Origin of the sequence: Cronobacter sp. EKM101R, from assembly GCF_963888145.1 — a bacterium.
GTDB classification, from domain to species: domain Bacteria; phylum Pseudomonadota; class Gammaproteobacteria; order Enterobacterales; family Enterobacteriaceae; genus Cronobacter; species Cronobacter turicensis.
In genome coordinates, this window is the sequence record NZ_CAWPHW010000001.1 from 587,058 (window position 1) to 608,511 (window position 21,454).

Here is a 21,454-nt window from a genome sequence, read left to right on the forward strand (position 1 = left end):
CCTCTACGTTCAGCGTCTCGATTTTACAACTGCGGCGACACCTGTTTATCGATCTCGTCGGGGGCGTCGCCCTCACGCTGCTGGCAGGCATGCTGGCGCGTAAAATGCTGTATTACCGGATGATACAAAAGGAATTGAATCATGAATGAGTTAACGCTGCCCATCGTGGTGATGCTGGGGCTGGTTTTCGGGGAGGCCTTGCTGCTTAAGTGGCGCGGCAAGGCGGCGGTTAACTGGCGCGACGTGGTGTTTAACGTCAACTCAGGCCAGATGATGCTGTGGCTGTTTCGCGGGCTCGAAGTGCTGTGCTACAGCCTGGTGTCCCGCACGGCGAGTCTCGATCTGTTCCAGTCGCTGCCTGCCGTGGCGGTGTGGGTATTCGCCTTTATCGCCTGGGATTTTGGGTTCTACTGGCTGCACCGGCTGCATCATCAATGGCCGCTGCTCTGGGCGGTTCACAGCGTGCATCACCACGGCGAGCACTATAACCTCTCGCTTGGCGTGCGCAATTCCTGGTATTCGTCGCTGACCTCGGTGCCCTTTTTTATGCTGCTGGCGGTGGCGGGCGTGCCGCTGTCGGTGTTTCTTGCAGTCTCCGTCATTCACTACAGTATTCAGTTTTTTAACCACAACGCCTTTACCGGACGGCTCGGCATTCTGGAGCGGCTGCTGGTGACGCCGTCGCATCACCGTGTTCACCACCTGCGCGAGCGGCGTTTCTCCGACAGTAACTACGGCGGCACATTGATCGTCTGGGACAAGCTTTTCGGATCGTTTTGCCAGACGCCGCCCGCGCGGGATGAGCATCAGTACGGCGTAAAAGACTATAGCGCCTCTGCCAATCCGCTGCGGGAGAGCAACGCGCCGTTCGCTCGCCTGCTTGGCTTTCGTCCGCAGCCGTCTCCCGCCAGGCCGGGCCCCGCGCCGCTGATAATAGTGAGCGGTACGCTGCTGCTGTTTATCCCGGTTATCGGCTACATACAACGTTACGGGTATGGCTATGACGATATCGGCGGGGAGCAAATCACGCTGTTTTTACTGCTGGTGGCCGCGTCAGTCATGATGGGACTGATGAGCGACGGGCATCCCGCCAGTCGCATCGGCTGGGCGGTTGTGACCAGCCTGATGCCGCTGCTGTGTCTGTCGGTTTTTGGCTGGCAGGCGCTTATCTGGCAGGTCAGCCTGCCCGCGCTGGCGCTGCACGGTCTGATAGTCCTGGTCATGCCTGTAGTGAAAACGAGGGCGCTGGACCATGGCTAACACGCTCGCTACGCTGCGCTTCAGCCCGGCAGAAGAGGGCGCGTTTCACCGGGCGCTGCACCGGGAGGCGTATGGTTATCTTCGCCGCCGCGGCGACCATCGTTTCGCCGACCGGCGGGCGCGCGTCAAGGCGGCCCTGATCCTGCTGGCGAGCGTGGCGTGTTATACCCAGGCGCTGGCGGCGTCGCAGCCGGTGGTATTTGTGGCGGGGTATGCGGCCTTTGCCATGCTGATGATGTGGCTGAATATTGACGTTAACCATGACGCCTCTCACCAGACCTTTACCCGCAGCCGCTTCTGGAATGCGTTTATCAGCCGTGCGGTGACGATCTCAACCGGTATTGAGCCCGTCTACTGGCGCGCCCGTCACGTCAGTTTTCATCATCGCTACGCGAATATTGAACACTACGATCTGGATACCGAAGAGAACGGGATTTTACGCCAGACGCCGTTTCAGCGCTGGCGCGGCTGGATGCGCTTTCAGCATCTATACTGGCCGCTGGTGGCGGCGCTATCCCTGAGCTGGATAGGCATCGTGTTTGACTGGGCCGACAGGCTGGGCCGCACGCCGCTGCAGGCGGAGCGCCTGCTGCCTGGCGTGAGAGGGTGGGGAGCTTTTATTTTCAGCAAAATAGCGCATCTGACGCTGATGCTGGGCGTGCCGATCATGGCGGGCCATAACCTCTGGATGGTGGCGGGTATTTATCTGCTGATCCAGATGTGCGCCTCGCTGCTGGTGGTGTTTTTACTGCTGGGCACGCACTGGGCCGGGACGACGTTTTATCAGGCGCCGGAAGGCGAAACCCAACAGATGACGCATGGCTGGTATCACCATAATTTCACCACCGCCTGCGACTGGCGCACGCCCCGGCGCTGGCAGGAGGCCTTTACCGGCGGGCTGAATTACCACCTGACGCACCATTTGTTTCCTGGCTGGCACCATCGCCATTACCCGGCGCTCGCGCGGATCGTAGCGCGGCTGGCCCAGGAACATAACCTGCCGTACCGCTGCATCAGCTATCGCGAACTGCGCGCCGCGCAGCGGGCATTCTTGACACAGATGGGGCTCCCGCATGAAGCGTAACCTGCCGCCGTTACGTGTGGAACGCCACGATCCGGCGCTGCATAAAGCGTTTCGCACGGCCTGCCGGCACTATCTTGCGACGCAACAGGAGCATCGCTTTGCTGATAAAGGCATGTGGGCGAAGCTCGCTTTTCTCGCGCTCTGTTGCGCGGCCTGTTATCTGCTGAGCCTGACGGCATCGGCAACGATGGGCTTCGCGCTCTGGTATTTTGGCTTTATCTTTTTCGCCATGCTGCTGGTGGTGAACGTGCTGCACGATGCCAGCCACAACGCATTCTGTCGCACCGGCGCGGCGAACGCCTGGCTCGGGCGTGCGATCAGTCTTCCGCTGGGCCTGGATGCCGACAGCTGGCAGGTCCGCCACGTGCAGTTTCATCACCCGTACACCAATATTCAGCACTACGATCCGGATATCGATGAAAACGGCGTACTCTGCCAGACGCCGTTCCAGCGCTGGAAGCCCTTTATGCGCGCGCAATATCTCTACTGGCCGCTGGTGGCGGCGCTGACCTTTCCCTGGTATGGCTGGTGGATGGACTGGCGTGACCGACTGGGAAACACGCCTTTCACGCGCCATTTGCCCCATCCGGGCGCAAGAGGCGTTGCGCTCTTTCTGCTGCTGAAAACCGGGCATTTTATGCTGGCGCTGGGAATACCGGCGCTGGCCCTTGCCGGGACACGCTCCTGGGCTGCTGTTCTCGCGGTCTATCTGGTAAGCCAGATGCTGGTCTCAGGGATGTTTGTCTCCCTGCTTATCGGTACGCACTGGGCAAAAGGGCATTTTTATCCGACGCCGGAAGATAACGTCATGCCGAACAGCCCTTATCACCATGCGTTTGCCACCACGTTTGACTGGCGTACGCGGCCACGCCAGATAGGGTACTGGCTCGGCGGTTTAAACCTGCATCTGACGCATCATCTCTTTCCTGACTGGAGCCACCGGCACTTTCCGGCGCTGAGCGCCATTATTGCGGAGGTGGCGCGCGAACACGGCCTGCCGTACCCGTTATTGTCCGTGCGCGATTTGCTGCGCCTGCAGCGGCAACATCTGATTCGTATGGGGAAAAACCTGAAGTGACCGCCACCGGCGAACGGTGGCGGCGGGGATCACACGGCGGCGATAATTTTGATTTCTACTTTATAGCGCGGATTCATCAGGCGGGCCTGCACAGTGCAGCGTACCGGCGCGGAGCCTGCCACTACCCACTCGTCCCACGCTTTGTTCATCAGCGCGAAATCGTCGCCGTCGGCCAGGAAAATCGTGGCGTCAAGAATGCGGGATTTATCGCTGCCCTGCGCGGTTAACAGGGTGTCGATTTGCGCCAGCGTATTGGCGGTTTGTTCATAAGCGTCGGCATCCAGATTTTCCGGCACGCCCGTGTAGTAAATCGTCTGGTTGTGAATCACCGCGTCAGACCAACGATCTGCGGGATCGATACGCACGATTGTCATCGCTGTTTCCTTTTCCTGTTCTGTTCAGCAAAACGCAAGCCTGCCATAAAGCGCGCCCGCCGTCATCTGTTCGGCTGGCGTAAGCGTGGCCGCCCTGACATAATCACTGGCAATTTAACCAGGGGGCAGTGTGACGGACGATTTTGCAGCAGATGGCCAGCTAGCCACAGCGATACCCGGCTTTAAACCGCGCGAGCCGCAGCGTCAGATGGCGCAGGCGGTCAGCGCCGCCATTGAGGCCGCCAGACCGCTGGTGGTGGAAGCGGGCACCGGGACCGGGAAAACCTACGCCTATCTGGCGCCCGCGCTGCGCGCCGGTAAGAAAGTGATTGTCTCCACCGGCTCGAAGGCGCTGCAGGATCAGCTCTACGGCCGCGATCTGCCCACGGTCGCCAAAGCGCTGGAGTACAAAGGCCGCCTGGCGCTCTTAAAAGGGCGCTCCAACTATCTGTGCCTTGAGCGCCTGGAGCAACAGGCGCTGGCGGGCGGCGATCTGCCGGTACAAACCTTAAGCGACGTTATCCATCTGCGCGGCTGGGCCAACGAAACCGTGGATGGCGACATCAGCACCTGCGGGCGCGTGGCGGAAGACGCCCCCGTCTGGCCGCTCGTCACCAGCACCAACGATAATTGCCTCGGCAGCGACTGCCCGCTCTATAAAGACTGCTTTGTCGTGAAAGCGCGTAAAAAGGCGATGGAAGCTGACGTCGTCGTGGTGAACCATCACCTGTTTCTCGCCGATATGGTGGTCAAAGAGAGTGGCTTTGCGGAGCTTATCCCGGAGGCTGAAGTCATTATTTTCGACGAAGCCCATCAGCTTCCCGATATCGCCAGCCAGTATTTCGGCCAGTCGCTCTCCAGCCGCCAGCTGCTTGACCTCGCCAGAGACATTATCATCGCCTACCGCACCGAGGTGAAAGATACCCAGCAGCTGCAAAAATGCGCCGACCGTCTGGCGCAAAGCACCCAGGATTTCAGGCTCCAGCTGGGCGACCCCGGCTTTCGCGGCAACCTGCGCGAACTGCTGGCGGACACCTCCATCAGCCGCGCGCTGCTGCTGCTTGATGACGCCCTGGAGCTCTGCTACGACGTGGCGAAGCTGTCGCTTGGCCGCTCGGCGCTGCTGGACGCCGCCTTTGAGCGCGCCACGCTCTATCGCGCGCGCCTCAAACGCTTAAAAGAGATCAATCAGCCGGGCTACAGCTACTGGTATGAATGCAACTCGCGTCACTTCACGCTGGCGCTCACGCCGTTGACCGTCGCGGATAAATTTCAGGACGTTATCGCCGAAAAGGGCGGCAGCTGGATCTTTACCTCCGCGACGCTCTCGGTGAATGACGAACTGCATCACTTCACGGAGCGCCTCGGCATTCACGACGCGCAAACGCTGCTGCTGCCAAGCCCGTTCGACTATGCCCGCCAGGCGCTGCTCTGCGTGCCGCGCGGCCTGCCGCAAACCAACCAGCCGCAGGCCGGGAAGGCGCTGGCGCGAATGCTGCAACCGCTGATTGAGGCCAACCAGGGCCGCTGTTTTATGCTCTGCACGTCGCACGCCATGATGCGCGAGCTGGCGGAGCAATTCCGCGCCACCATGACGCTGCCGGTGCTGCTCCAGGGCGAAACCAGCAAAAGCCAGCTGCTTGAGCAGTTCATCAGCGCGGGTAACGCGCTGCTGGTGGCGACCAGCAGTTTCTGGGAAGGCGTGGACGTCCGCGGCGACGCGCTGTCGCTGGTCATTATCGACAAACTGCCGTTTACCTCGCCGGACGATCCGCTGCTGAAAGCGCGCATGGAAGATTGCCGCCTGCGCGGCGGCGATCCGTTCGATGAAGTCCAGTTGCCGGACGCGGTGATCACGCTCAAGCAGGGCGTGGGGCGGCTTATCCGCGACGTCGACGACCGCGGCGTGCTGGTGATTTGCGACAACCGCCTGGTGATGCGCCCCTACGGCGCCGTGTTCCTGAAAAGCCTGCCGCCGACGCCGCGCACCCGCGATATCGGCGAGGCGGCGCGCTTTCTCACCGACGCGGCGCGGCAGTAATTTATGCCAGACTGTGATAAGATGCGCCCCTTTTTGAACCACCACGACGCGTAAGAGTGTTATTGATCCATGCGAATTCTGGCTATTGATACCGCCACCGAGGCCTGTTCCGTCGCCTTGTGGGATAACGGTAAAACGTCCGCCCTCTTTGAACTCTGCCCGCGCGAGCACACCCAGCGTATTCTGCCGATGGTCAGTGAGATCCTCACCGACAGCGGCGTTGCGCTGGCGGCGATGGACGCGCTGGCCTTTGGCCGCGGGCCGGGAAGTTTTACCGGCGTGCGAATCGGCATTGGCATCGCGCAGGGGCTGGCGCTCGGCGCAGAACTGCCGATGGTTGGCGTCTCGACGCTGATGACCATGGCCCAGGGCGCATGGCGCGTCAGCGGCGCGACCCGCGTGCTGGCGGCGATCGATGCCCGTATGGGCGAGGTCTACTGGGCTGAGTATCAGCGCGACGCGCAGGGCGTCTGGCACGGCGAAGAGACCGAGGCGGTGCTTAAGCCGGACGCGGTCGCGGAGCGCCTGAAGACGCTCAGCGGCGAATGGGCGACGGTCGGCACCGGCTGGCAGGCGTGGCCGGATATGGCCCAGGAGAGTGGACTGACGCTTACCGACGGGCAGGTAACGCTCCCGGCGGCGGAAGATATGTTGCCGCTGGCGTGCCGGTTGTTCGAACAACAGCGCGTTGTCGCGGTCGAACAAGCAGAACCGGTCTATCTGCGCAACGAAGTGGCGTGGAAAAAATTGCCAGGCCGGGAATAACATCCCGACGCAAGCCGCGGGCGGGTTTAAGGAGTCGCTTATGGTGGGTCAACAATCAATGATGCGCTGCGGGTTTCTGGCGCTGAGCGTTTTGCTTCTCGGCGGGTGCGTCAGCGTACCCGACGCGATTAAAGGCACCAGCCCGACGCCGCAACAGGATCTGGTGCGCGTGATGAACGCGCCGCAGCTTTACATCGGGCAGGAAGCGCGCTTCGGCGGGCGGGTGGTGAATGTCGATAATCAGCAGGGGAAAACCCGCCTGGAAATCGCCACGCTGCCGCTCGACAGCGCCGCACGACCGCTGCTGGGCCAGCCGTCGCGCGGGCGCATCTATGCCGACGTGAACGGCTTTCTCGACCCGGTCGACTTCCGTAATCAACTCGTTACTGTCGTAGGCCCCATTACCGGCACGGTGGAAGGTAAAATCGGTTCCAGCCCGTATAAGTTCATGGTGATGCAGGTGAACGGCTTCAAGCGCTGGCGCGTAACGCAGCAGGTGATGATGCCGCCGCAGCCCATCGACCCGTGGATGTGGGGGCCGCGCCCCGGCTGGGGATATGGCTATGGCCCGTGGGGCTGGTATAATCCCGGCCCGGCACAGGTTCAGAACGTAGTAACTGAGTAACGCATTGATTTAGTAAATAAAATAAACAGCGGCCGGTCCGCTGTTTATTTGTTTTATCGGCATAACAAAAATAATTAGTGACGCGCTTCGCAACCTTAAATCAGGTGAATTAATAAACTGGTACAATGAGTTAATATTATGTTAACGCCGTGTTTATTGTTTTGGGGTTGTGATGACGACGAATAATACATTCAGAGGTGACGCATTGAAGAAGGTTTGGCTTAACCGTTATCCGGCGGATGTTCCGGCGGAGATAAACCCGGACCGTTATCACTCCCTGGTGGATCTGTTTGAGCAATCCTGCACACGCTTCGCCGATCAACCCGCCTTCACCAACATGGGCGAGGTGATGACCTTCCGTAAGCTGGAAGAGCGCAGCCGCGCCTTCGCCGCCTGGCTGCAACAGGGCCTGGGCCTGCAAAAAGGCGATCGCGTGGCGCTGATGATGCCCAACCTCCTGCAATACCCGGTGGCGCTGTTTGGCATTCTGCGCGCCGGGATGATCGTCGTGAACGTCAACCCGCTGTACACGCCGCGCGAGCTGGAGCATCAGCTGAACGACAGCGGCGCCAGCGCCATTGTGATTGTGTCCAACTTTGCGCACACGCTGGAAAAAGTCGTCGATAAAACCCCGGTAAAGCATGTCATTCTGACCCGCATGGGCGATCAGCTTTCCACCGCCAAAGGCACGCTGGTGAACTTTGTGGTGAAGTATGTGAAACGCCTGGTGCCGAAGTATCACCTGCCGGACGCCATTTCGTTTCGCAGCGCGTTGCATAATGGCTACCGGATGCAGTACATCAAACCGGAAGTGACGCCTGACGATCTCGCTTTCCTGCAATACACCGGCGGCACCACGGGGGTGGCGAAAGGCGCCATGCTGACCCACCGCAATATGCTCGCCAACCTGGAGCAGGTGCTCGGCACGTACGGTCCGCTGCTGCATCGCGGCAAGGAGCTGGTGATCACCGCGCTGCCGCTGTACCACATTTTCGCGCTGACCATGAACTGCCTGCTGTTTATCGAACTCGGCGGCCAGAACGTGCTGATCACCAACCCGCGCGATATTCCGGGGCTGGTGAAAGAGCTTGGCAAATATCCGTTTACCGCGATGACCGGCGTGAACACGCTGTTTAACGCGCTGCTGAATAATAAAGAATTCCACAAGCTCGATTTCTCCTCGCTGCACCTCTCGGCGGGCGGCGGCATGCCGGTGCATCAGGCCGTGGCGGAGCGCTGGGAGAAACTGACCGGCCAGTTCCTGCTGGAAGGCTACGGGCTGACGGAATGCTCGCCATTGGTGAGCGTCAACCCGCACGATATCGACTACCACAGCGGCAGCATCGGCCTGCCGGTGCCGTCCACCGAAGTCAAACTGATTGACGATGAAGGCAACGAAGTGGCGCCCGGCGCGCCTGGCGAGCTGTGCATTAAAGGCCCGCAGGTGATGCTGGGTTACTGGCAGCGCCCGGATGCCACCGATGAGATTATCCAGGACGGCTGGCTGCGCACCGGCGATATCGCGGTAATGGATGAAGAAGGTTTCCTGCGCATCGTCGATCGCAAAAAAGATATGATTCTGGTCTCCGGTTTTAACGTCTACCCGAATGAAATCGAAGATGTGGTGATGCAGCACAGCGGCGTGCAGGAAGTCGCGGCGGTGGGTATCCCGTCGGAAGCCAGCGGCGAGCTGGTGAAAATCTTCGTGGTGAAGAAAGAGGCGTCGCTTACGGAAGAAGCGCTGATCACCTTCTGCCGTCGGCACCTGACGGGCTATAAGGTCCCGAAAAAGGTGGAATTTCGCACCGAGCTGCCAAAATCCAACGTCGGGAAAATTTTACGACGAGAACTACGTGACGAAGCGCGCCGGGCAGGTGACAATACTGCCTGAGCTGCAATCACGTCGCCCTGACGCCGGTTCTACCGGCGTTTTTTATGGGCGCAGACAAAGAGAGAGCGATTTGAATTACCAGATGATAACCACCAATGACGCTCTGGCGGCGCTGTGCGAAACCGCACGCACGCAGCGCGCCCTGGCGCTGGACACCGAATTTGTCCGTACCCGCACTTACTACCCGCAGCTGGGGCTTATCCAGCTGTATGACGGCGAAAACGTCGCGCTGATCGATCCGCTGACCATCACCGAGTGGGCGCCGTTTCAGGCGCTGTTGCAGGATCAGAACGTCACCAAATTTCTCCATGCAGGCAGCGAAGATCTGGAAGTGTTCCAGAACGCGTTCGGCATGATGCCCGATCCGTTTATCGACACCCAGGTGCTGGCCTCGTTTGTTGGTCATCCGCTCTCCTGCGGTTTTGCGACGCTGGTGGAGCATCACACCGGCGTGGCGCTGGATAAAAGCGAGTCGCGTACCGACTGGCTGGCGCGGCCGCTGACGGAGCGCCAGTGCGACTACGCGGCGGCGGACGTCTGGTATCTGCTGCCGATCGCCCACAAACTGATGGAGCAGGTGCGCGAAGCAGGCTGGCTCACCGCCGCCATCAACGAATGCCGCCTGATGACCCAGCGCCGCGGCGAGGTTCTCGATCCAGACGAAGCCTGGCGTGAAATCACCAACGCCTGGCAGCTGCGTCCGCGTCAGCTGGCGTGCCTGAAGCTGCTGGCCGGCTGGCGCCTGCGTAAAGCGCGCGAGCGCGATATGGCGGTCAATTTCGTGGTGCGCGAAGAGAATCTCTGGAAGGTGGCGCGCCATATGCCGGGCTCGCTTGGCGAACTCGACGGCCTGGGGCTGTCAGGCAGCGAAATCCGCTTCCACGGCAAGACGCTGCTGGCGCTGGTCGCGCAAGCGCAGGCGTTGCCGGAAGACGCGCTGCCGGAGCCGCTGGCGAATCTGGTCGACATGCCGGGTTATCGCAAAGTGTTTAAAGAGATTAAAGCGCTGGTGCAGGAGACGAGCGAGGCGCACAAGATCAGCGCCGAGCTGATGGCGTCGCGCCGCCAGATTAACCAGTTGCTGAACTGGCACTGGAAGCTGAAACCGCAGAATCAGCTGCCGGAATTAATCAGCGGCTGGCGCGGCGAGTTATTAGGCGAGGCGTTAAAAACGCTGCTGCAGAATTATTAATACAATACCTGTAATTATTTACAGCAAAAGTGAGATTCACTGAGAATATATACAGTGAGGCGGCGAAAAAAATACCCCGGCATGCCGGGGTATTTTTTATCGTTATTTCGTCTCTTCCGCTTCCGGTAAGGTGACGTTAAGTTCAAGAATCGAAATATCGTCGCCTTTTTGTTCCAGCTGAACGGTGACCATTTCCGGATCAATCTGAACGTATTTACAAATCACTTCCAGAATATCCCGCTTCAGCTGCGGTAAATAATGCGGTTCAGCATCGCTACGACGACGCTCAGCAACAATAATTTGTAAGCGCTCTTTAGCGATATTCGCGGTGTTCTTTTTTCTGGAGAGAAAAAAGTCGAGTAATGCCATAACTTATCCTCCGAACAGGCGTTTGAGGAAACCTTTCTTCTCTTCTTCAATGAAGCGGAAAGGACGTTCTTCTCCCATCAGGCGATCGACGGTATCGGCGTAGGCTTTCCCGGCGTCAGAGGTATCGTCAAGAATAACCGGCTCGCCCTGGTTGGAGGCGCGCAGCACGGACTGATCTTCCGGGATAACGCCCACCAGAGGAATACGCAGGATCTCCAGCACATCTTCCATGCTGAGCATATCGCCCTTACTGACGCGGCCCGGGTTGTAGCGGGTCAGCAGCAGATGCTCTTTAATCGGCGCTTCGCCATTTTCGGCGCGGCGAGATTTGGAAGAGAGGATACCCAGGATACGGTCGGAGTCGCGCACGGAGGAGACTTCCGGGTTAGTGGTAATGATGGCTTCATCAGCAAAATAGAGCGCCATCAGCGCGCCGGTTTCGATACCGGCAGGGGAGTCGCAGACAATGAAGTCGAACTCCATCTTTTTCAGCTCATCCAGTACCTTTTCCACGCCTTCGCGGGTCAGCGCGTCTTTGTCGCGCGTCTGCGATGCGGGCAGAATGTAGAGGCTTTCGGTACGTTTATCGCGGATAAGCGCCTGATTCAGTGTGGCATCGCCCTGAATGACGTTCACGAAATCGTATACGACACGGCGTTCACAACCCATGATCAGATCAAGGTTACGCAGGCCGATATCGAAATCGATAACTACGGTCTTCTTTCCCTTCTGGGCCAGACCCGTAGCGATGGCCGCGCTGGAGGTGGTTTTGCCAACGCCCCCTTTACCTGATGTAACTACAATAATGCGTGCCATAAAGGAATTCCTTGTTAAAAGGGCTTAATTTAATGGTTGAACCGTCAGCGCGCCGTCGGCCAGACGCAGGCGTGCCGCTTTGTTGTAAAACTCGGCCGGGATTTGATCGCTCAGCCAGTAAACCCCGGCGATGGAAACCAGTTCCGCCGCGAGATTTGTTGAAAAAATTTGTGCTTCTTTATCGCCGCTGGCACCGGCGAGGGCGCGCCCGCGCATGGTGCCATAGACGTGAATATTGCCATCAGCGATAAGCTCCGCGCCCGCGCTGACGTGGCTTGTGACCACCAGATCGGCGCCCGGCGCGTAGATCCGCTGGCCGGAACGCACCGGCAGATCCACTAACCGGGTACGCAGCGCTGCCGCCGGGGCAGGCGGTACAGGCGCTTCAGCGGGCTTTGCGGCGCGCGGCGCGCTGGCCTTTCCCTCGGTCAGCAGCGCAAGGCCCGCACGAGCGATTTCCGCTTTCAGCGCGTCATCCTGACAGCCGCTGATGCCGACCAGGTGCAGGCCGCTGTCGATAAACGTCTGATGTAACTGCTGCCAGTTTATCGACCCGTCAAGCCCTGCAACATTCACTACCACCGGCGCATTTTTGAGAAAGGCCGGCGCCTGAGCAATTTTTTCTTCAAGCGCCTTGCGAATAACCTCGGGGTGAGCATCATGCAAATGAACCACTGATAAGGTGAAACTACTGCCTTTTAGCTCGATGGGCGTGTTTGACATCCTGGCCTTACTCAATTCAGTTTAAATCCCCACCGCAGTGGGATGATATTCCGAAGCACATCAGGCATGTTATAGTCAGCCTTATATTCAGGCAAGTAACCATCTGGCTAAATTAGAGTAAAAACATGTTTTGTGTGATCTATCGAAGCGCGCGCCGCGAACAAACTTATCTTTATGTTGAAAAAAAAGACGATTTTTCGCGAGTGCCGGAAGAATTGCTGGCCGGTTTCGGCCAGCCAATTATGACCATGATGCTTCCGCTGGACGGTCGTAAAAAATTAGCCAACGCCGATCTCGAAAAAGTGAAACAGGCGTTAAAAGATCAGGGCTATTATTTACAGATGCCGCCGCCGCCGGAAAATTTGCTAAAACAGCATCTCGAATCGCTCGGTAAAAAATAGTCCCAGGCGCCGTTTCATACGGCGCTTTTTTTGTAGCGACGCGCGCGGTTTGACTTTTTGCGCGGCCGGGACGAATAGTTACGTACTGTCTTACCATCGAACCCAGAGGGACGCTATGTATCAACATCATCACTGGCAGGGCGCGCTACTTGACTACCCGGTCAGCAAAGTCGTTTGCGTCGGCAGCAACTACGCAAAGCATATTCAGGAGATGGGCAGCGCCACGCCGGAAGAGCCGGTGCTGTTTATCAAACCTGAAACCGCGTTGTGCGATCTGCGCCAGCCGCTCGTGCTGCCGCAGGGTCTCGGCTCGGTGCATCACGAGGTCGAACTGGCGGTGCTGATTGGCGGAACGCTCCGTCAGGCGAGCGAAGAGCATGTCGCCAAAGCGATAGCGGGCTATGGTGTTGCGCTCGATCTCACGCTTCGCGATATTCAGGGCAAAATGAAAAAGGCCGGGCAGCCGTGGGAGAAGGCGAAAGCGTTTGATAACGCCTGCCCGATTTCCGGGTTTATCCCGGCAGGGGAGTTTGCAGGCGATCCGCAAAACACGCCGCTCAGCCTGCGCGTGAACGGCGAGGTGCGCCAGAGCGGCAACACCGCCGATATGATCCATAAGATCGTGCCGCTTATCGCTTATATGAGCCGTTTCTTCACGCTGCGCGCGGGGGATGTGATCCTCACCGGGACGCCGGAAGGCGTCGGCCCGCTCAACAGCGGCGACGCGCTGGACATCGCCTTTGACGATCACACCCTGACCACACGGGTTCTGTAAAGATGCCGCCCGTGGGGCGGCAAAACTTGCATCCTGGCGCCAGAGTGTTTATAAGGTGCAGCTTAATTTTTGATGCGCGGACACTGTTATGACCGAAACCCCTTTCTGGCAGCGTAAAACCCTGGATGAGATGAGCGACGCCGAGTGGGAATCGCTCTGCGACGGGTGCGGTCAGTGCTGCCTGCATAAGCTGATGGATGAAGACACCGACGAAATCTACTTCACCAACGTCGCCTGCCGTCAGCTTAATATCAAAACCTGCCAGTGCCGCAACTATGAACGGCGCTTCGAGTATGAGCCGGACTGCATCAAGCTGACACGCGATAACCTGCCGACCTTCGAGTGGCTGCCGCCCACCTGCGCTTACCGTCTGCTGGCCGAAGGGAAAAACCTGCCGCAGTGGCACCCGCTGCGCGCCGGCTCAAAAGCCGCGATGCACGCCGAACGTATTTCGGTGCGCCATATTGCGGTGAAAGAATCGGAAGTGCGCGACTGGCAGGACCATATCTTAAATAAGCCGGATTGGGCGGAATAATCTCAGCTGATATTTTCTGACCGCAGGGAATATCCCCGCACTAAATAATACGCATAAAAAAGCCGCTCTTAATTAGCGGCTTTTTTTATCCGAGCCGTTAACGTGGTATGTTTTTTCACCGCCGGAGCGGGGGACACGTCGCGCGAGAGACTGTTGACGGCGGTGAGGCTCAGGTCGCCTCTCAGAGCCAGCCAAACCTGACGGATAAGGAAAGGAGTAGACCAGCAAAGGCGAACAGGTTAAGTAAAACCGCAGTTCTGCTTGAAATCTCCATACAATACTCCGGACATGTTTTTAAGACACAGGGAGTATAGCTATTGTTTATTGCGACGCATCTGCAATTTTTAAAAATCAGATTATTCGCTCAGGCTTCTCTGAGATATTTCTTAAGCATTACTGAATAATTGCATTTTCATTAATTGAAGATGAATAACCGATCATTCTGGTTCGCATAAAGGTTCAAGGAACTGACGCAGCGTAGCGTGCTCATCGGCATTGAGGGATAAAAAACGCGCAATTTGTTCCTCAAGATGTTCACACGGCTGCGCGATAATCGTCATCCAGGTTTCATTACCCGGCTGTCGAATAATCGACACGCCACGCAAGGCGCCGGATGGGGTGAGTACGGCTTTGATGTAAACATCGTTGCGAAGAATCAGTGGGTTCATAGGGCTGAAAGGGCTTAGCAAAATCATCTGTCCACAGAAATAACACATCTGTCTGCTTGATACAATTCACCTTTTTATAGTGATTGAACCAATAGTCTATATCTATTGTAGTGGTAATTAAGGCTTTGTTTTTAACCGTAAAGTTACGTAAGCGGTTTTTGGTTGATAATCCAGCAATTGTAAGAAAACGGGTTAAAAAAAGGCCGCCTGAGCGACCTTATGATTACTTCTGATTCGGACTGGGTCTTTTATCGCCAGATTCCGGTGCTTCGTTCGGATCATCTTTTTCGACGTTAAGTGGATACTTATTCATCACGTTCTCCTGTCGTTAATCAAACACCTTTTCAGTATAGGTGCTCCAGCCCGGAACAAGCCAGGCGGCACAGGGATTGTCTGCGCGTGACCTAAAAAAAACGCCCACCGGCCGGAGCGCGGTGGGCGGGGTGCGTCGCTAAAGAGACGGGCTCAGTAGCGGCCGAAGAGATCGCGTTTTTTCGGTTTGAATGCCTGCGCGAGCAGCACCAGCAGGGCCACCAGCAGATAGGCGGCGAAAATGCCGACCAGCCACTGCGGCATCTCCAGCGTCAGGAATGACCACTGGCGCTCAGCGCAGTCGCCGCTGGCGACAAATACCTGCGGCAGCCACTTATCGAGCGGCAGCCAGGACGGGAAGCGTGCCGCGAAATCGCAGGTGACAAACGGCGAGGGGTGCAGCTGGATAGTCGTGTGTTCCCACGCGAGCATCAGGCCCTTCCAGGCGCTGTAGATCCAGATACCCATCGCCACAAAGCGTAACGGGGTTTTCGGTGCAATGGCTCCCACAAGCCCTGCGCCCATGACGCCGAACAGCGCGCAACGTTCATAAATACATAACACGCACGGCTTCAGCATCATGACATGCTGGAACCACAGCGCCACCATTTCCAGCGCGAAAGCGGTGAGCGCCAGCAACAGCCATGCGCCGCGCCCACGCGAACACTGGTTTAAATATCGCAACATAATGATTATCTCTGCAATCTGCGTTGAACCGGCAGTGTAAACGAAAACCTGTTTGACGCCACTAGCGACATCAAAAATAACCCATTAAACCTATGCGCATAAACAAAAAATCGGGCCTCGCGGGCCCGATTTGCGGTTAATGCAGCAGCGCCGTCACGCCGGGCGTGCTGACCCAGCCACTTTGCAGCAGCCAGTCGGTGAACGGCACCAGCGTGTACTGCACGCAGGCCAGGCCCACCAGCGTCAGCACCACCGTATACGGCAGCGCCATCCAGACCATGCGGCCATAAGAGAGGCGAATCAGCGGCGCCAGCGCGGAGGTCAGCAGGAACAGAAACGCCGCCTGGCCGTTCGGGGTGGCGACGGACGGCAGATTGGTGCCGGTGTTAATCGCCACCGCCAGCATTTCAAACTGCTTAGCGTCGATAACGCCCTGTTGCAGCGCGCTTTTCGCTTCGTTGATATAGACCGTGCCGACAAATACGTTATCGGAAATGGACGACAGCAGGCCGTTAAAGAGATAGAACAGCGACAGCTGATTATGCGGCGTGGCTTCCAGCACATACGCGATAATCGGCGCGAACAGATGCTGGTCGATAATCACCGCCACAATGGCGAAGAACACCGTCAGCAGGGCGGTGAAAGGCAGCGCTTCGGTAAAGGCTTTGCCGATAGCGTGCTCATCGGTTACGCCGCACAGCGAGCAGGCGAGAATAATCACCGACAGGCCAATCAGACCCACTTCCGCCAGATGCAGCGCCAGCGCGGCAATCAGCCACACGCCGATCAGGCCCTGAATAATCAGCTTCATGGTGTCCTGACGGGTGCGCTTCTGGCGGCTCTTGTCGTCATACTCGCGCAGGATCTTACGCACCGGCTCCGGCAGCGGTTCGCCGTACCCGAAGGATTTGGTTTTTTCCACCAGGATGCAGGTGAGGATGCCGCAGATAAACACCGGCACGCTCACTGGCGCGACGCGCAGCAGGAAGTCTCCGAAGCCCCAGTCGGCTGCGTGGGCGATAATCAGGTTCTGTGGCTCGCCGACCATCGTCATCACGCCGCCAAGCGCGGTGCCGACGCCCGCATGCATCATCAGGCTGCGCAGAAACGCGCGAAAGCGCTCAAGCGTGGCGCGACGTTCTTCATCAAGCTGCGCGTCGTCCACCAGCTCTTGTTCCTCTTCACCATGAGACGCGACGCGATGGTAGATGCCGTAAAAACCTACCGCCACGCTGATAACGACGGCGACCACCGTCAGCGCGTCGAGGAAGGCGGAGAGAAACGCCGCCGCAAAACAGAACGCCAGCGAGAGCAGGGTTTTAGAACGGATGCCCAGCAGCAGACGGGTAAAAATCAGTAGCAGCAACTGCTTCATAAAGTAGATGCCCGCCACCATGAAAATCAGCAGCAGCACCACGGCGAGGTTATTCGCCACCTCTTCGCGCACATGCTCGGCGCTGGTCATGCCGATAAACAGCGCCTCTACCGCCAGCAGCCCGCCCGGCAGCAGAGGGTAGCACTTCAGCGCCATCGCCAGCGTGAAGATGAACTCAATCACCAGCAGCCAGCCCGCCGCGAAGGGGCTTACCCAGAAAACCAAAGGATTAATAATCAAAAAGCCAAGTAAACAAAGCTTGTACCAGTCCGGAGATTGTCCTAAAAAGTTACGATACAACGCCCGGCCATATGAAATTTCCATGCCATGATCCTTTACGGTTATTTTTCGTTAACATGTCAGGGTACCCGGCAGTGGTGCGGCGATCAAGCCGCAGGCGCGTATGGCGGGCCGGTGGGGATTGTTAAAAACCGAACCACGATCCCTTTTTTTACATTTCGTCATGCTATCTGCGCCCCGGCGCGTCTGGTATGATGAGTGAATTTTGCATCTTAGGTGTATTGGAAGCTCATTATGGTAATTAAGGCGCAGAGCCCGGCGGGTTTCGCGGAAGAGTACATTGTTGAAAGCATCTGGAATAACCGCTTCCCTCCGGGATCTATTCTGCCTGCTGAACGCGAACTCTCTGAACTGATTGGTGTGACGCGCACCACCCTGCGCGAAGTGTTACAGCGCCTGGCACGCGACGGCTGGCTGACTATCCAGCACGGTAAGCCAACGAAAGTAAACAACTTCTGGGAAACTTCGGGCCTCAATATTCTCGAAACGCTGGCGCGTCTCGATCACGAAAGCGTGCCGCAACTTATCGACAATCTGCTGTCCGTGCGCACCAACATCGCGACGATTTTTATTCGCACCGCGCTGCGTATGCACCCGGAACGCGCACGTGAAGTGCTCGCAACGGCGGATGAAGTGGAAGATCACGCTGACGCTTTCGCGGAGCTGGACTACAACATTTTCCGCGGTCTGGCGTTTGCCTCGGGCAACCCGATTTACGGGCTTATCCTCAACGGCATGAAAGGGCTCTACACCCGCATCGGCCGCCACTATTTCTCGAATCCGGAAGCGCGCAGTCTGGCGCTGGGCTTTTACCATAAGCTCGGCACGCTTTCACGCGAAGGGCAGCACGATCAGGTCTACGACGTGGTGCGAACTTACGGGCGCGAGAGCGGCGAGATTTGGCACCGGATGCAGAAAAACCTGCCGGGCGATCTGGCGATGCACAGCCGGTAATGGACGGCGCGCAGGCATAAAAAAGGCTTCCTTCGGGAAGCCTTTTTTGTTGCCGCGGGCGTCAGAGCGTGTTGATCCGCGGCGGGCAGCGCTCCAGCAGCTCCACGCTGCCGTCTTCATTTTGCTGCTCAAGCAGCACGTCGAAACCCCACAGGCGATGCACATGCTTCAGCACTTCGCGGCGGCCCTTATCGAGCGGCGCGCGGTGTTGCGGAATGTAGCGCAGCGTCAGCGCGCGGTCGCCGCGCAGGTTGACGTTCCATACCTGAATGTTCGGCTCCAGGTTGCTCAGATTGTACTGGGCCGACAGCTCGTTGCGAATCGCCCGGTAGCCCTCTTCGTTATGGATCGCTTCAATTTCCAGATAGTTGTTGCGATCGTCATCCAGCACCGTAAAGAGGCGGAAATCGCGCATCACTTTCGGCGACAGGAACTGGCTGATAAAACTTTCGTCTTTGAAATCGCGCATCGCGAAATGCAGCGTTTGCAGCCAGTCGGAGCCTGCGATATCCGGGAACCAGTGACGGTCTTCTTCGGTCGGGTTCTGGCAGATACGTTTAATATCCTGGAACATGGCGAAACCGAGCGCATACGGGTTGATGCCGCTGTACCACTGGCTGTTGTAGGGCGGCTGGAACACCACATTAGTGTGACTGTGCAGAAATTCCAGCATAAAGCGATCGGTCACTTTCCCTTCATCGTAGAGATGGTTCAGGATGGTGTAGTGCCAGAACGTCGCCCAGCCTTCATTCATGACCTGGGTCTGTTTCTGCGGGTAGAAATACTGGCTCACCTTACGCACGATACGCAGGATCTCACGCTGCCACGACTCCAGCAGCGGGGCGTTTTTCTCCATAAAATAGAGCAGGTTTTCCTGCGGCTCGACCGGAAAGCGATGATGCGCCTCGACGGCTTTCTCCTCTTCGCGTCTTGGCAGCGTGCGCCACAGCATATTGACCTGGCTTTGCAGATACTCTTCGCGGCTTTTCTGGCGCGCTTTCTCTTCCTGGAGCGAGATTTTCTGCGGGCGTTTGTAACGGTCGACGCCGTAGTTCATCAGCGCATGGCACGAATCCAGCAACTTTTCGACTTCATCAACGCCGTAGCGCTCTTCGCATTCGGTAATGTAGTGGCGCGCGAAAATCAGGTAATCGACAATCGAGCTGGCGTCGGTCCAGCTGCGGAACAGGTAATTATTTTTGAAAAACGAGTTGTGGCCGTAACAGGCGTGCGCCATCACCAGCGCCTGCATGGTGATGGTGTTCTCTTCCATCAGATACGCGATACACGGATTGGAGTTAATCACAATCTCGTAGGCGAGCCCCTGCTGACCATGCTTATAGAGCCGCTCGGTCTCAATGAACTTTTTACCGAACGACCAGTGCGGGTAGTTAATCGGCATCCCGACGCTGGAGTAAGCGTCCATCATCTGTTCAGAGGTAATTATCTCAATCTGATGCGGGTAAGTGTCCAGCCGGTAGAGTTTCGCCACGCGATCGATTTCAGCGAGATAGACATCCAGTAGCTCAAATGTCCAGTCCGGCCCGTCGCTCAGACGTTGGGTATCCTTTTTCAGGGAATCAGTTACGGTAGCCATCAGCGCGCCCTCATTGTTAGCGGCTCTCATCCGGGGAGAGCCTTAATGTCAAGCATAGATCACCCCCGACTTATCAGCGCCACGGCAAAAATTTTTTCTGCGCGATTTTCTGAGCCAGCCTGTCGGTAAACGGCGGTCTCAACAGCATTATATTTTGCCGGGCAGGGAAGGGAAGCAGGAGATCCTGAAAGCGCTATCCCCGCTGTGGCGGGGAAAGTTGTGAGTGGCTTCACCATAAAAAAGCCATATGTTGAATAATATTTTCTTCTGGGTTATCAATTTGTAATCAGTTAATTATTCTTTAGCCTGAGAAGGAAGAGGACATGCATGTAGTCGTGCTGGGGAGTGGAGTTGTCGGCGTCGCCAGCGCCTGGTATTTACGTCAGGCGGGGCACGAAGTGACGGTTATCGATCGCGAGCCGGGCCCGGCGCTGGAGACCAGCGCCGCCAACGCCGGCCAGATCTCGCCCGGTTATGCCGCGCCCTGGGCCGCGCCCGGCGTGCCGCTGAAAGCCATCAAGTGGATGTTCCAGCGTCACGCGCCGCTGGCCATCAGCCTTGACGGCACGCATTTTCAGCTCAAATGGATGTGGCAGATGCTGCGCAACTGCGACACCCGCCACTACATGCAGAATAAAGGCCGCATGGTGCGGCTCGCGGAATACAGCCGCGACTGCTTAAAAGCGCTGCGCGAATCTACCGGCATCCAGTATGAGGGCCGCCAGGGCGGGACGCTGCAACTGTTCCGCACCGAGCAGCAGTATGAAAACGCCTCCCGCGATATCGCGGTGCTGGAGAGCGAAGGCGTCCCGTTCCGCCTGCTGAAAGCCGCTGAACTGGCGCAGGTTGAACCGGCGCTGGCGGAAGTGGCGCATAAGCTCACCGGCGGGCTGCAACTGCCGAACGACGAAACCGGCGACTGCCAGCTTTTCACCACGCGCCTTGCGCAGATGGCGGAAGCGGCAGGCGTGGTATTCCGCTACAACACGCCGGTGGACCGGCTGCTTTCTGAAGGCCAGCGGATTTACGGCGTGAAATGCGGTGAGGAAATCATTAAGGCGGATGGCTATGTGATGGCGTTCGGCTCTTATTCCACCGCCATGCTCAAAGGTATCGTGGATATTCCGGTCTACCCGCTGAAGGGCTATTCGCTCACTATTCCGATTGCCGATGAAACCGGCGCGCCGGTCTCCACGGTACTTGATGAAACCTATAAAATCGCCATTACGCGCTTTGATGACCGTATCCGCGTCGGCGGTATGGCTGAAATCGTCGGTTTTAACACCGAGCTGCTGAAGCCGCGTCAGGAGACGCTGGAAATGGTCGTGCGCGATCTCTACCCGCGCGGCGGACATATCGAACAGGCGAAATTCTGGACCGGCCTGCGCCCGATGACGCCGGACGGCACGCCGGTGGTAGGGCGCACCGAATTTAAAAACCTGTGGCTCAATACCGGCCACGGCACGCTCGGCTGGACGATGGCCTGCGGCTCCGGCCAGCTTTTGAGCGATATTATCTCTGGTCGCACGCCCGCGATTCCGTTCGAGGATCTGTCGGTCGCCCGTTACGCGCCCGGCTTTACGCCGTCGTCTTCCCATCGCCTGCACGGCGCGCACCCCTGATAAGGAACCC

The 21,454-nt window shown here is 57.8% G+C and carries 22 protein-coding genes and 1 pseudogene; 14 read left to right on the plus strand and 9 right to left on the minus strand.

Annotation, left to right across the window (positions count from 1 at the left end):
• Nucleotides 1–2 precede the first annotated feature (2 nt).
• From AACV31_RS02885 to AACV31_RS02900, 4 genes and pseudogenes are all read left to right on the plus strand, one after another.
• Nucleotides 3–149 (plus strand): annotated as a pseudogene (locus AACV31_RS02885) (phosphatase PAP2 family protein); the annotation flags it as partial.
• Nucleotides 142–1,260: a sterol desaturase family protein gene (locus AACV31_RS02890; protein ID WP_165154480.1), complete on the plus strand. Its 1,119-nt coding sequence runs from the start codon at nucleotides 142–144 to the stop codon at nucleotides 1,258–1,260. The pseudogene AACV31_RS02885 and the gene AACV31_RS02890, both read left to right, overlap by 8 nt.
• Nucleotides 1,253–2,344 (plus strand): fatty acid desaturase family protein, encoded by a 1,092-nt coding sequence (locus tag AACV31_RS02895; RefSeq protein ID WP_165154478.1) that lies wholly within the window; start codon nucleotides 1,253–1,255, stop codon nucleotides 2,342–2,344. Before AACV31_RS02890 ends, AACV31_RS02895 begins: the two co-directional genes overlap by 8 nt.
• The gene (locus AACV31_RS02900; protein WP_165154476.1) at nucleotides 2,334–3,422 is read left to right on the plus strand and encodes a fatty acid desaturase family protein; all 1,089 of its coding nucleotides are present in this window, start codon (nucleotides 2,334–2,336) and stop codon (nucleotides 3,420–3,422) included. The genes AACV31_RS02895 and AACV31_RS02900 overlap by 11 nt, the downstream gene beginning before the upstream one ends.
• A gap of 29 nt (nucleotides 3,423–3,451) precedes the next feature.
• Here the strand turns inward: AACV31_RS02900 and AACV31_RS02905 are convergent, their stop codons facing one another.
• Nucleotides 3,452–3,796 carry a RidA family protein gene (locus tag AACV31_RS02905; RefSeq protein ID WP_007762220.1) on the minus strand — a complete coding sequence of 115 codons (345 nt, stop codon included), beginning with the start codon at nucleotides 3,794–3,796 and terminating at the stop codon, nucleotides 3,452–3,454.
• 130 nt (nucleotides 3,797–3,926) lie between these two features.
• Between AACV31_RS02905 and AACV31_RS02910 the strand changes: the two genes are divergently transcribed.
• The 5 genes from AACV31_RS02910 to rnd all read left to right on the plus strand — a co-directional run bounded on the left by AACV31_RS02910 (nucleotide 3,927) and on the right by rnd (nucleotide 10,310).
• The gene (locus tag AACV31_RS02910) at nucleotides 3,927–5,837 is read left to right on the plus strand and encodes an ATP-dependent DNA helicase (protein ID WP_165154474.1); all 1,911 of its coding nucleotides are present in this window, start codon (nucleotides 3,927–3,929) and stop codon (nucleotides 5,835–5,837) included.
• 69 nt (nucleotides 5,838–5,906) lie between these two features.
• Nucleotides 5,907–6,602 carry a tRNA (adenosine(37)-N6)-threonylcarbamoyltransferase complex dimerization subunit type 1 TsaB gene (tsaB, locus tag AACV31_RS02915; protein WP_105596713.1) on the plus strand — a complete coding sequence of 232 codons (696 nt, stop codon included), beginning with the start codon at nucleotides 5,907–5,909 and terminating at the stop codon, nucleotides 6,600–6,602.
• A gap of 40 nt (nucleotides 6,603–6,642) precedes the next feature.
• A complete protein-coding gene (locus AACV31_RS02920; protein WP_165154472.1) occupies nucleotides 6,643–7,227 on the plus strand; it encodes a Slp/YeaY family lipoprotein in 585 nt (194 codons plus the stop codon).
• Nucleotides 7,228–7,432: 205 nt separating this feature from the next.
• Nucleotides 7,433–9,118: a long-chain-fatty-acid--CoA ligase FadD gene (gene fadD, locus AACV31_RS02925; RefSeq protein WP_165154470.1), complete on the plus strand. Its 1,686-nt coding sequence runs from the start codon at nucleotides 7,433–7,435 to the stop codon at nucleotides 9,116–9,118.
• A gap of 70 nt (nucleotides 9,119–9,188) precedes the next feature.
• Nucleotides 9,189–10,310: a ribonuclease D gene (gene rnd, locus AACV31_RS02930; protein WP_131824876.1), complete on the plus strand. Its 1,122-nt coding sequence runs from the start codon at nucleotides 9,189–9,191 to the stop codon at nucleotides 10,308–10,310.
• A gap of 102 nt (nucleotides 10,311–10,412) precedes the next feature.
• On the opposite strand, the gene minE is transcribed toward rnd, so the two are convergent.
• Genes minE through minC form a run of 3 tightly spaced genes read right to left on the minus strand, consistent with a single transcriptional unit; the run spans nucleotide 10,413 to nucleotide 12,218 of the window.
• Nucleotides 10,413–10,679 carry a cell division topological specificity factor MinE gene (gene minE / locus AACV31_RS02935; protein ID WP_007762212.1) on the minus strand — a complete coding sequence of 89 codons (267 nt, stop codon included), beginning with the start codon at nucleotides 10,677–10,679 and terminating at the stop codon, nucleotides 10,413–10,415.
• Between the two features lie 3 nt (nucleotides 10,680–10,682).
• On the minus strand, nucleotides 10,683–11,495 hold the full coding sequence (minD, locus tag AACV31_RS02940; RefSeq protein ID WP_007762208.1) for a septum site-determining protein MinD: 813 nt from the start codon (nucleotides 11,493–11,495) through the stop codon (nucleotides 10,683–10,685).
• Between the two features lie 24 nt (nucleotides 11,496–11,519).
• On the minus strand, nucleotides 11,520–12,218 hold the full coding sequence (minC, locus tag AACV31_RS02945; RefSeq protein ID WP_041923653.1) for a septum site-determining protein MinC: 699 nt from the start codon (nucleotides 12,216–12,218) through the stop codon (nucleotides 11,520–11,522).
• Between the two features lie 125 nt (nucleotides 12,219–12,343).
• Here minC and AACV31_RS02950 point away from each other — a divergent pair, with 125 nt between their 5' ends.
• The 3 genes from AACV31_RS02950 to AACV31_RS02960 all read left to right on the plus strand — a co-directional run bounded on the left by AACV31_RS02950 (nucleotide 12,344) and on the right by AACV31_RS02960 (nucleotide 13,929).
• The gene (locus tag AACV31_RS02950; RefSeq protein WP_015741562.1) at nucleotides 12,344–12,619 is read left to right on the plus strand and encodes a YcgL domain-containing protein; all 276 of its coding nucleotides are present in this window, start codon (nucleotides 12,344–12,346) and stop codon (nucleotides 12,617–12,619) included.
• Between the two features lie 115 nt (nucleotides 12,620–12,734).
• On the plus strand, nucleotides 12,735–13,394 hold the full coding sequence (locus AACV31_RS02955) for a fumarylacetoacetate hydrolase family protein (RefSeq protein WP_041923652.1): 660 nt from the start codon (nucleotides 12,735–12,737) through the stop codon (nucleotides 13,392–13,394).
• A gap of 88 nt (nucleotides 13,395–13,482) precedes the next feature.
• On the plus strand, nucleotides 13,483–13,929 hold the full coding sequence (locus tag AACV31_RS02960) for a YcgN family cysteine cluster protein (RefSeq protein WP_007762202.1): 447 nt from the start codon (nucleotides 13,483–13,485) through the stop codon (nucleotides 13,927–13,929).
• A gap of 181 nt (nucleotides 13,930–14,110) precedes the next feature.
• On the opposite strand, the gene yncL is transcribed toward AACV31_RS02960, so the two are convergent.
• The 4 genes from yncL to nhaB all read right to left on the minus strand — a co-directional run bounded on the left by yncL (nucleotide 14,111) and on the right by nhaB (nucleotide 17,295).
• Entirely contained in the window at nucleotides 14,111–14,203 is a 93-nt protein-coding gene (gene yncL / locus AACV31_RS02965; protein ID WP_071601081.1) for a stress response membrane protein YncL, read from the minus strand.
• 163 nt (nucleotides 14,204–14,366) lie between these two features.
• The gene (locus AACV31_RS02970) at nucleotides 14,367–14,597 is read right to left on the minus strand and encodes a hypothetical protein (RefSeq protein ID WP_075198509.1); all 231 of its coding nucleotides are present in this window, start codon (nucleotides 14,595–14,597) and stop codon (nucleotides 14,367–14,369) included.
• Nucleotides 14,598–15,062: 465 nt separating this feature from the next.
• Entirely contained in the window at nucleotides 15,063–15,596 is a 534-nt protein-coding gene (gene dsbB / locus AACV31_RS02975; protein ID WP_007762200.1) for a disulfide bond formation protein DsbB, read from the minus strand.
• A 136-nt stretch (nucleotides 15,597–15,732) separates the two neighbouring features.
• On the minus strand, nucleotides 15,733–17,295 hold the full coding sequence (gene nhaB, locus AACV31_RS02980; protein ID WP_165154468.1) for a sodium/proton antiporter NhaB: 1,563 nt from the start codon (nucleotides 17,293–17,295) through the stop codon (nucleotides 15,733–15,735).
• 210 nt (nucleotides 17,296–17,505) lie between these two features.
• Between nhaB and fadR the strand changes: the two genes are divergently transcribed.
• Complete coding sequence (gene fadR / locus AACV31_RS02985) at nucleotides 17,506–18,225, plus strand: fatty acid metabolism transcriptional regulator FadR (RefSeq protein WP_007762197.1); 720 nt, start codon at nucleotides 17,506–17,508, stop codon at nucleotides 18,223–18,225.
• Nucleotides 18,226–18,286: 61 nt separating this feature from the next.
• Here fadR and AACV31_RS02990 read toward each other — a convergent pair whose 3' ends face one another.
• Nucleotides 18,287–19,822, minus strand: a complete 1,536-nt coding sequence (locus AACV31_RS02990; RefSeq protein WP_165154466.1) for a SpoVR family protein — start codon at nucleotides 19,820–19,822, stop codon at nucleotides 18,287–18,289.
• Between the two features lie 323 nt (nucleotides 19,823–20,145).
• Between AACV31_RS02990 and AACV31_RS02995 the strand changes: the two genes are divergently transcribed.
• Nucleotides 20,146–21,444, plus strand: coding sequence for a D-amino acid dehydrogenase (locus AACV31_RS02995; protein WP_075198510.1), 1,299 nt, complete (start codon nucleotides 20,146–20,148; stop codon nucleotides 21,442–21,444).
• The last annotated feature ends 10 nt before the right edge of the window (nucleotides 21,445–21,454 follow it).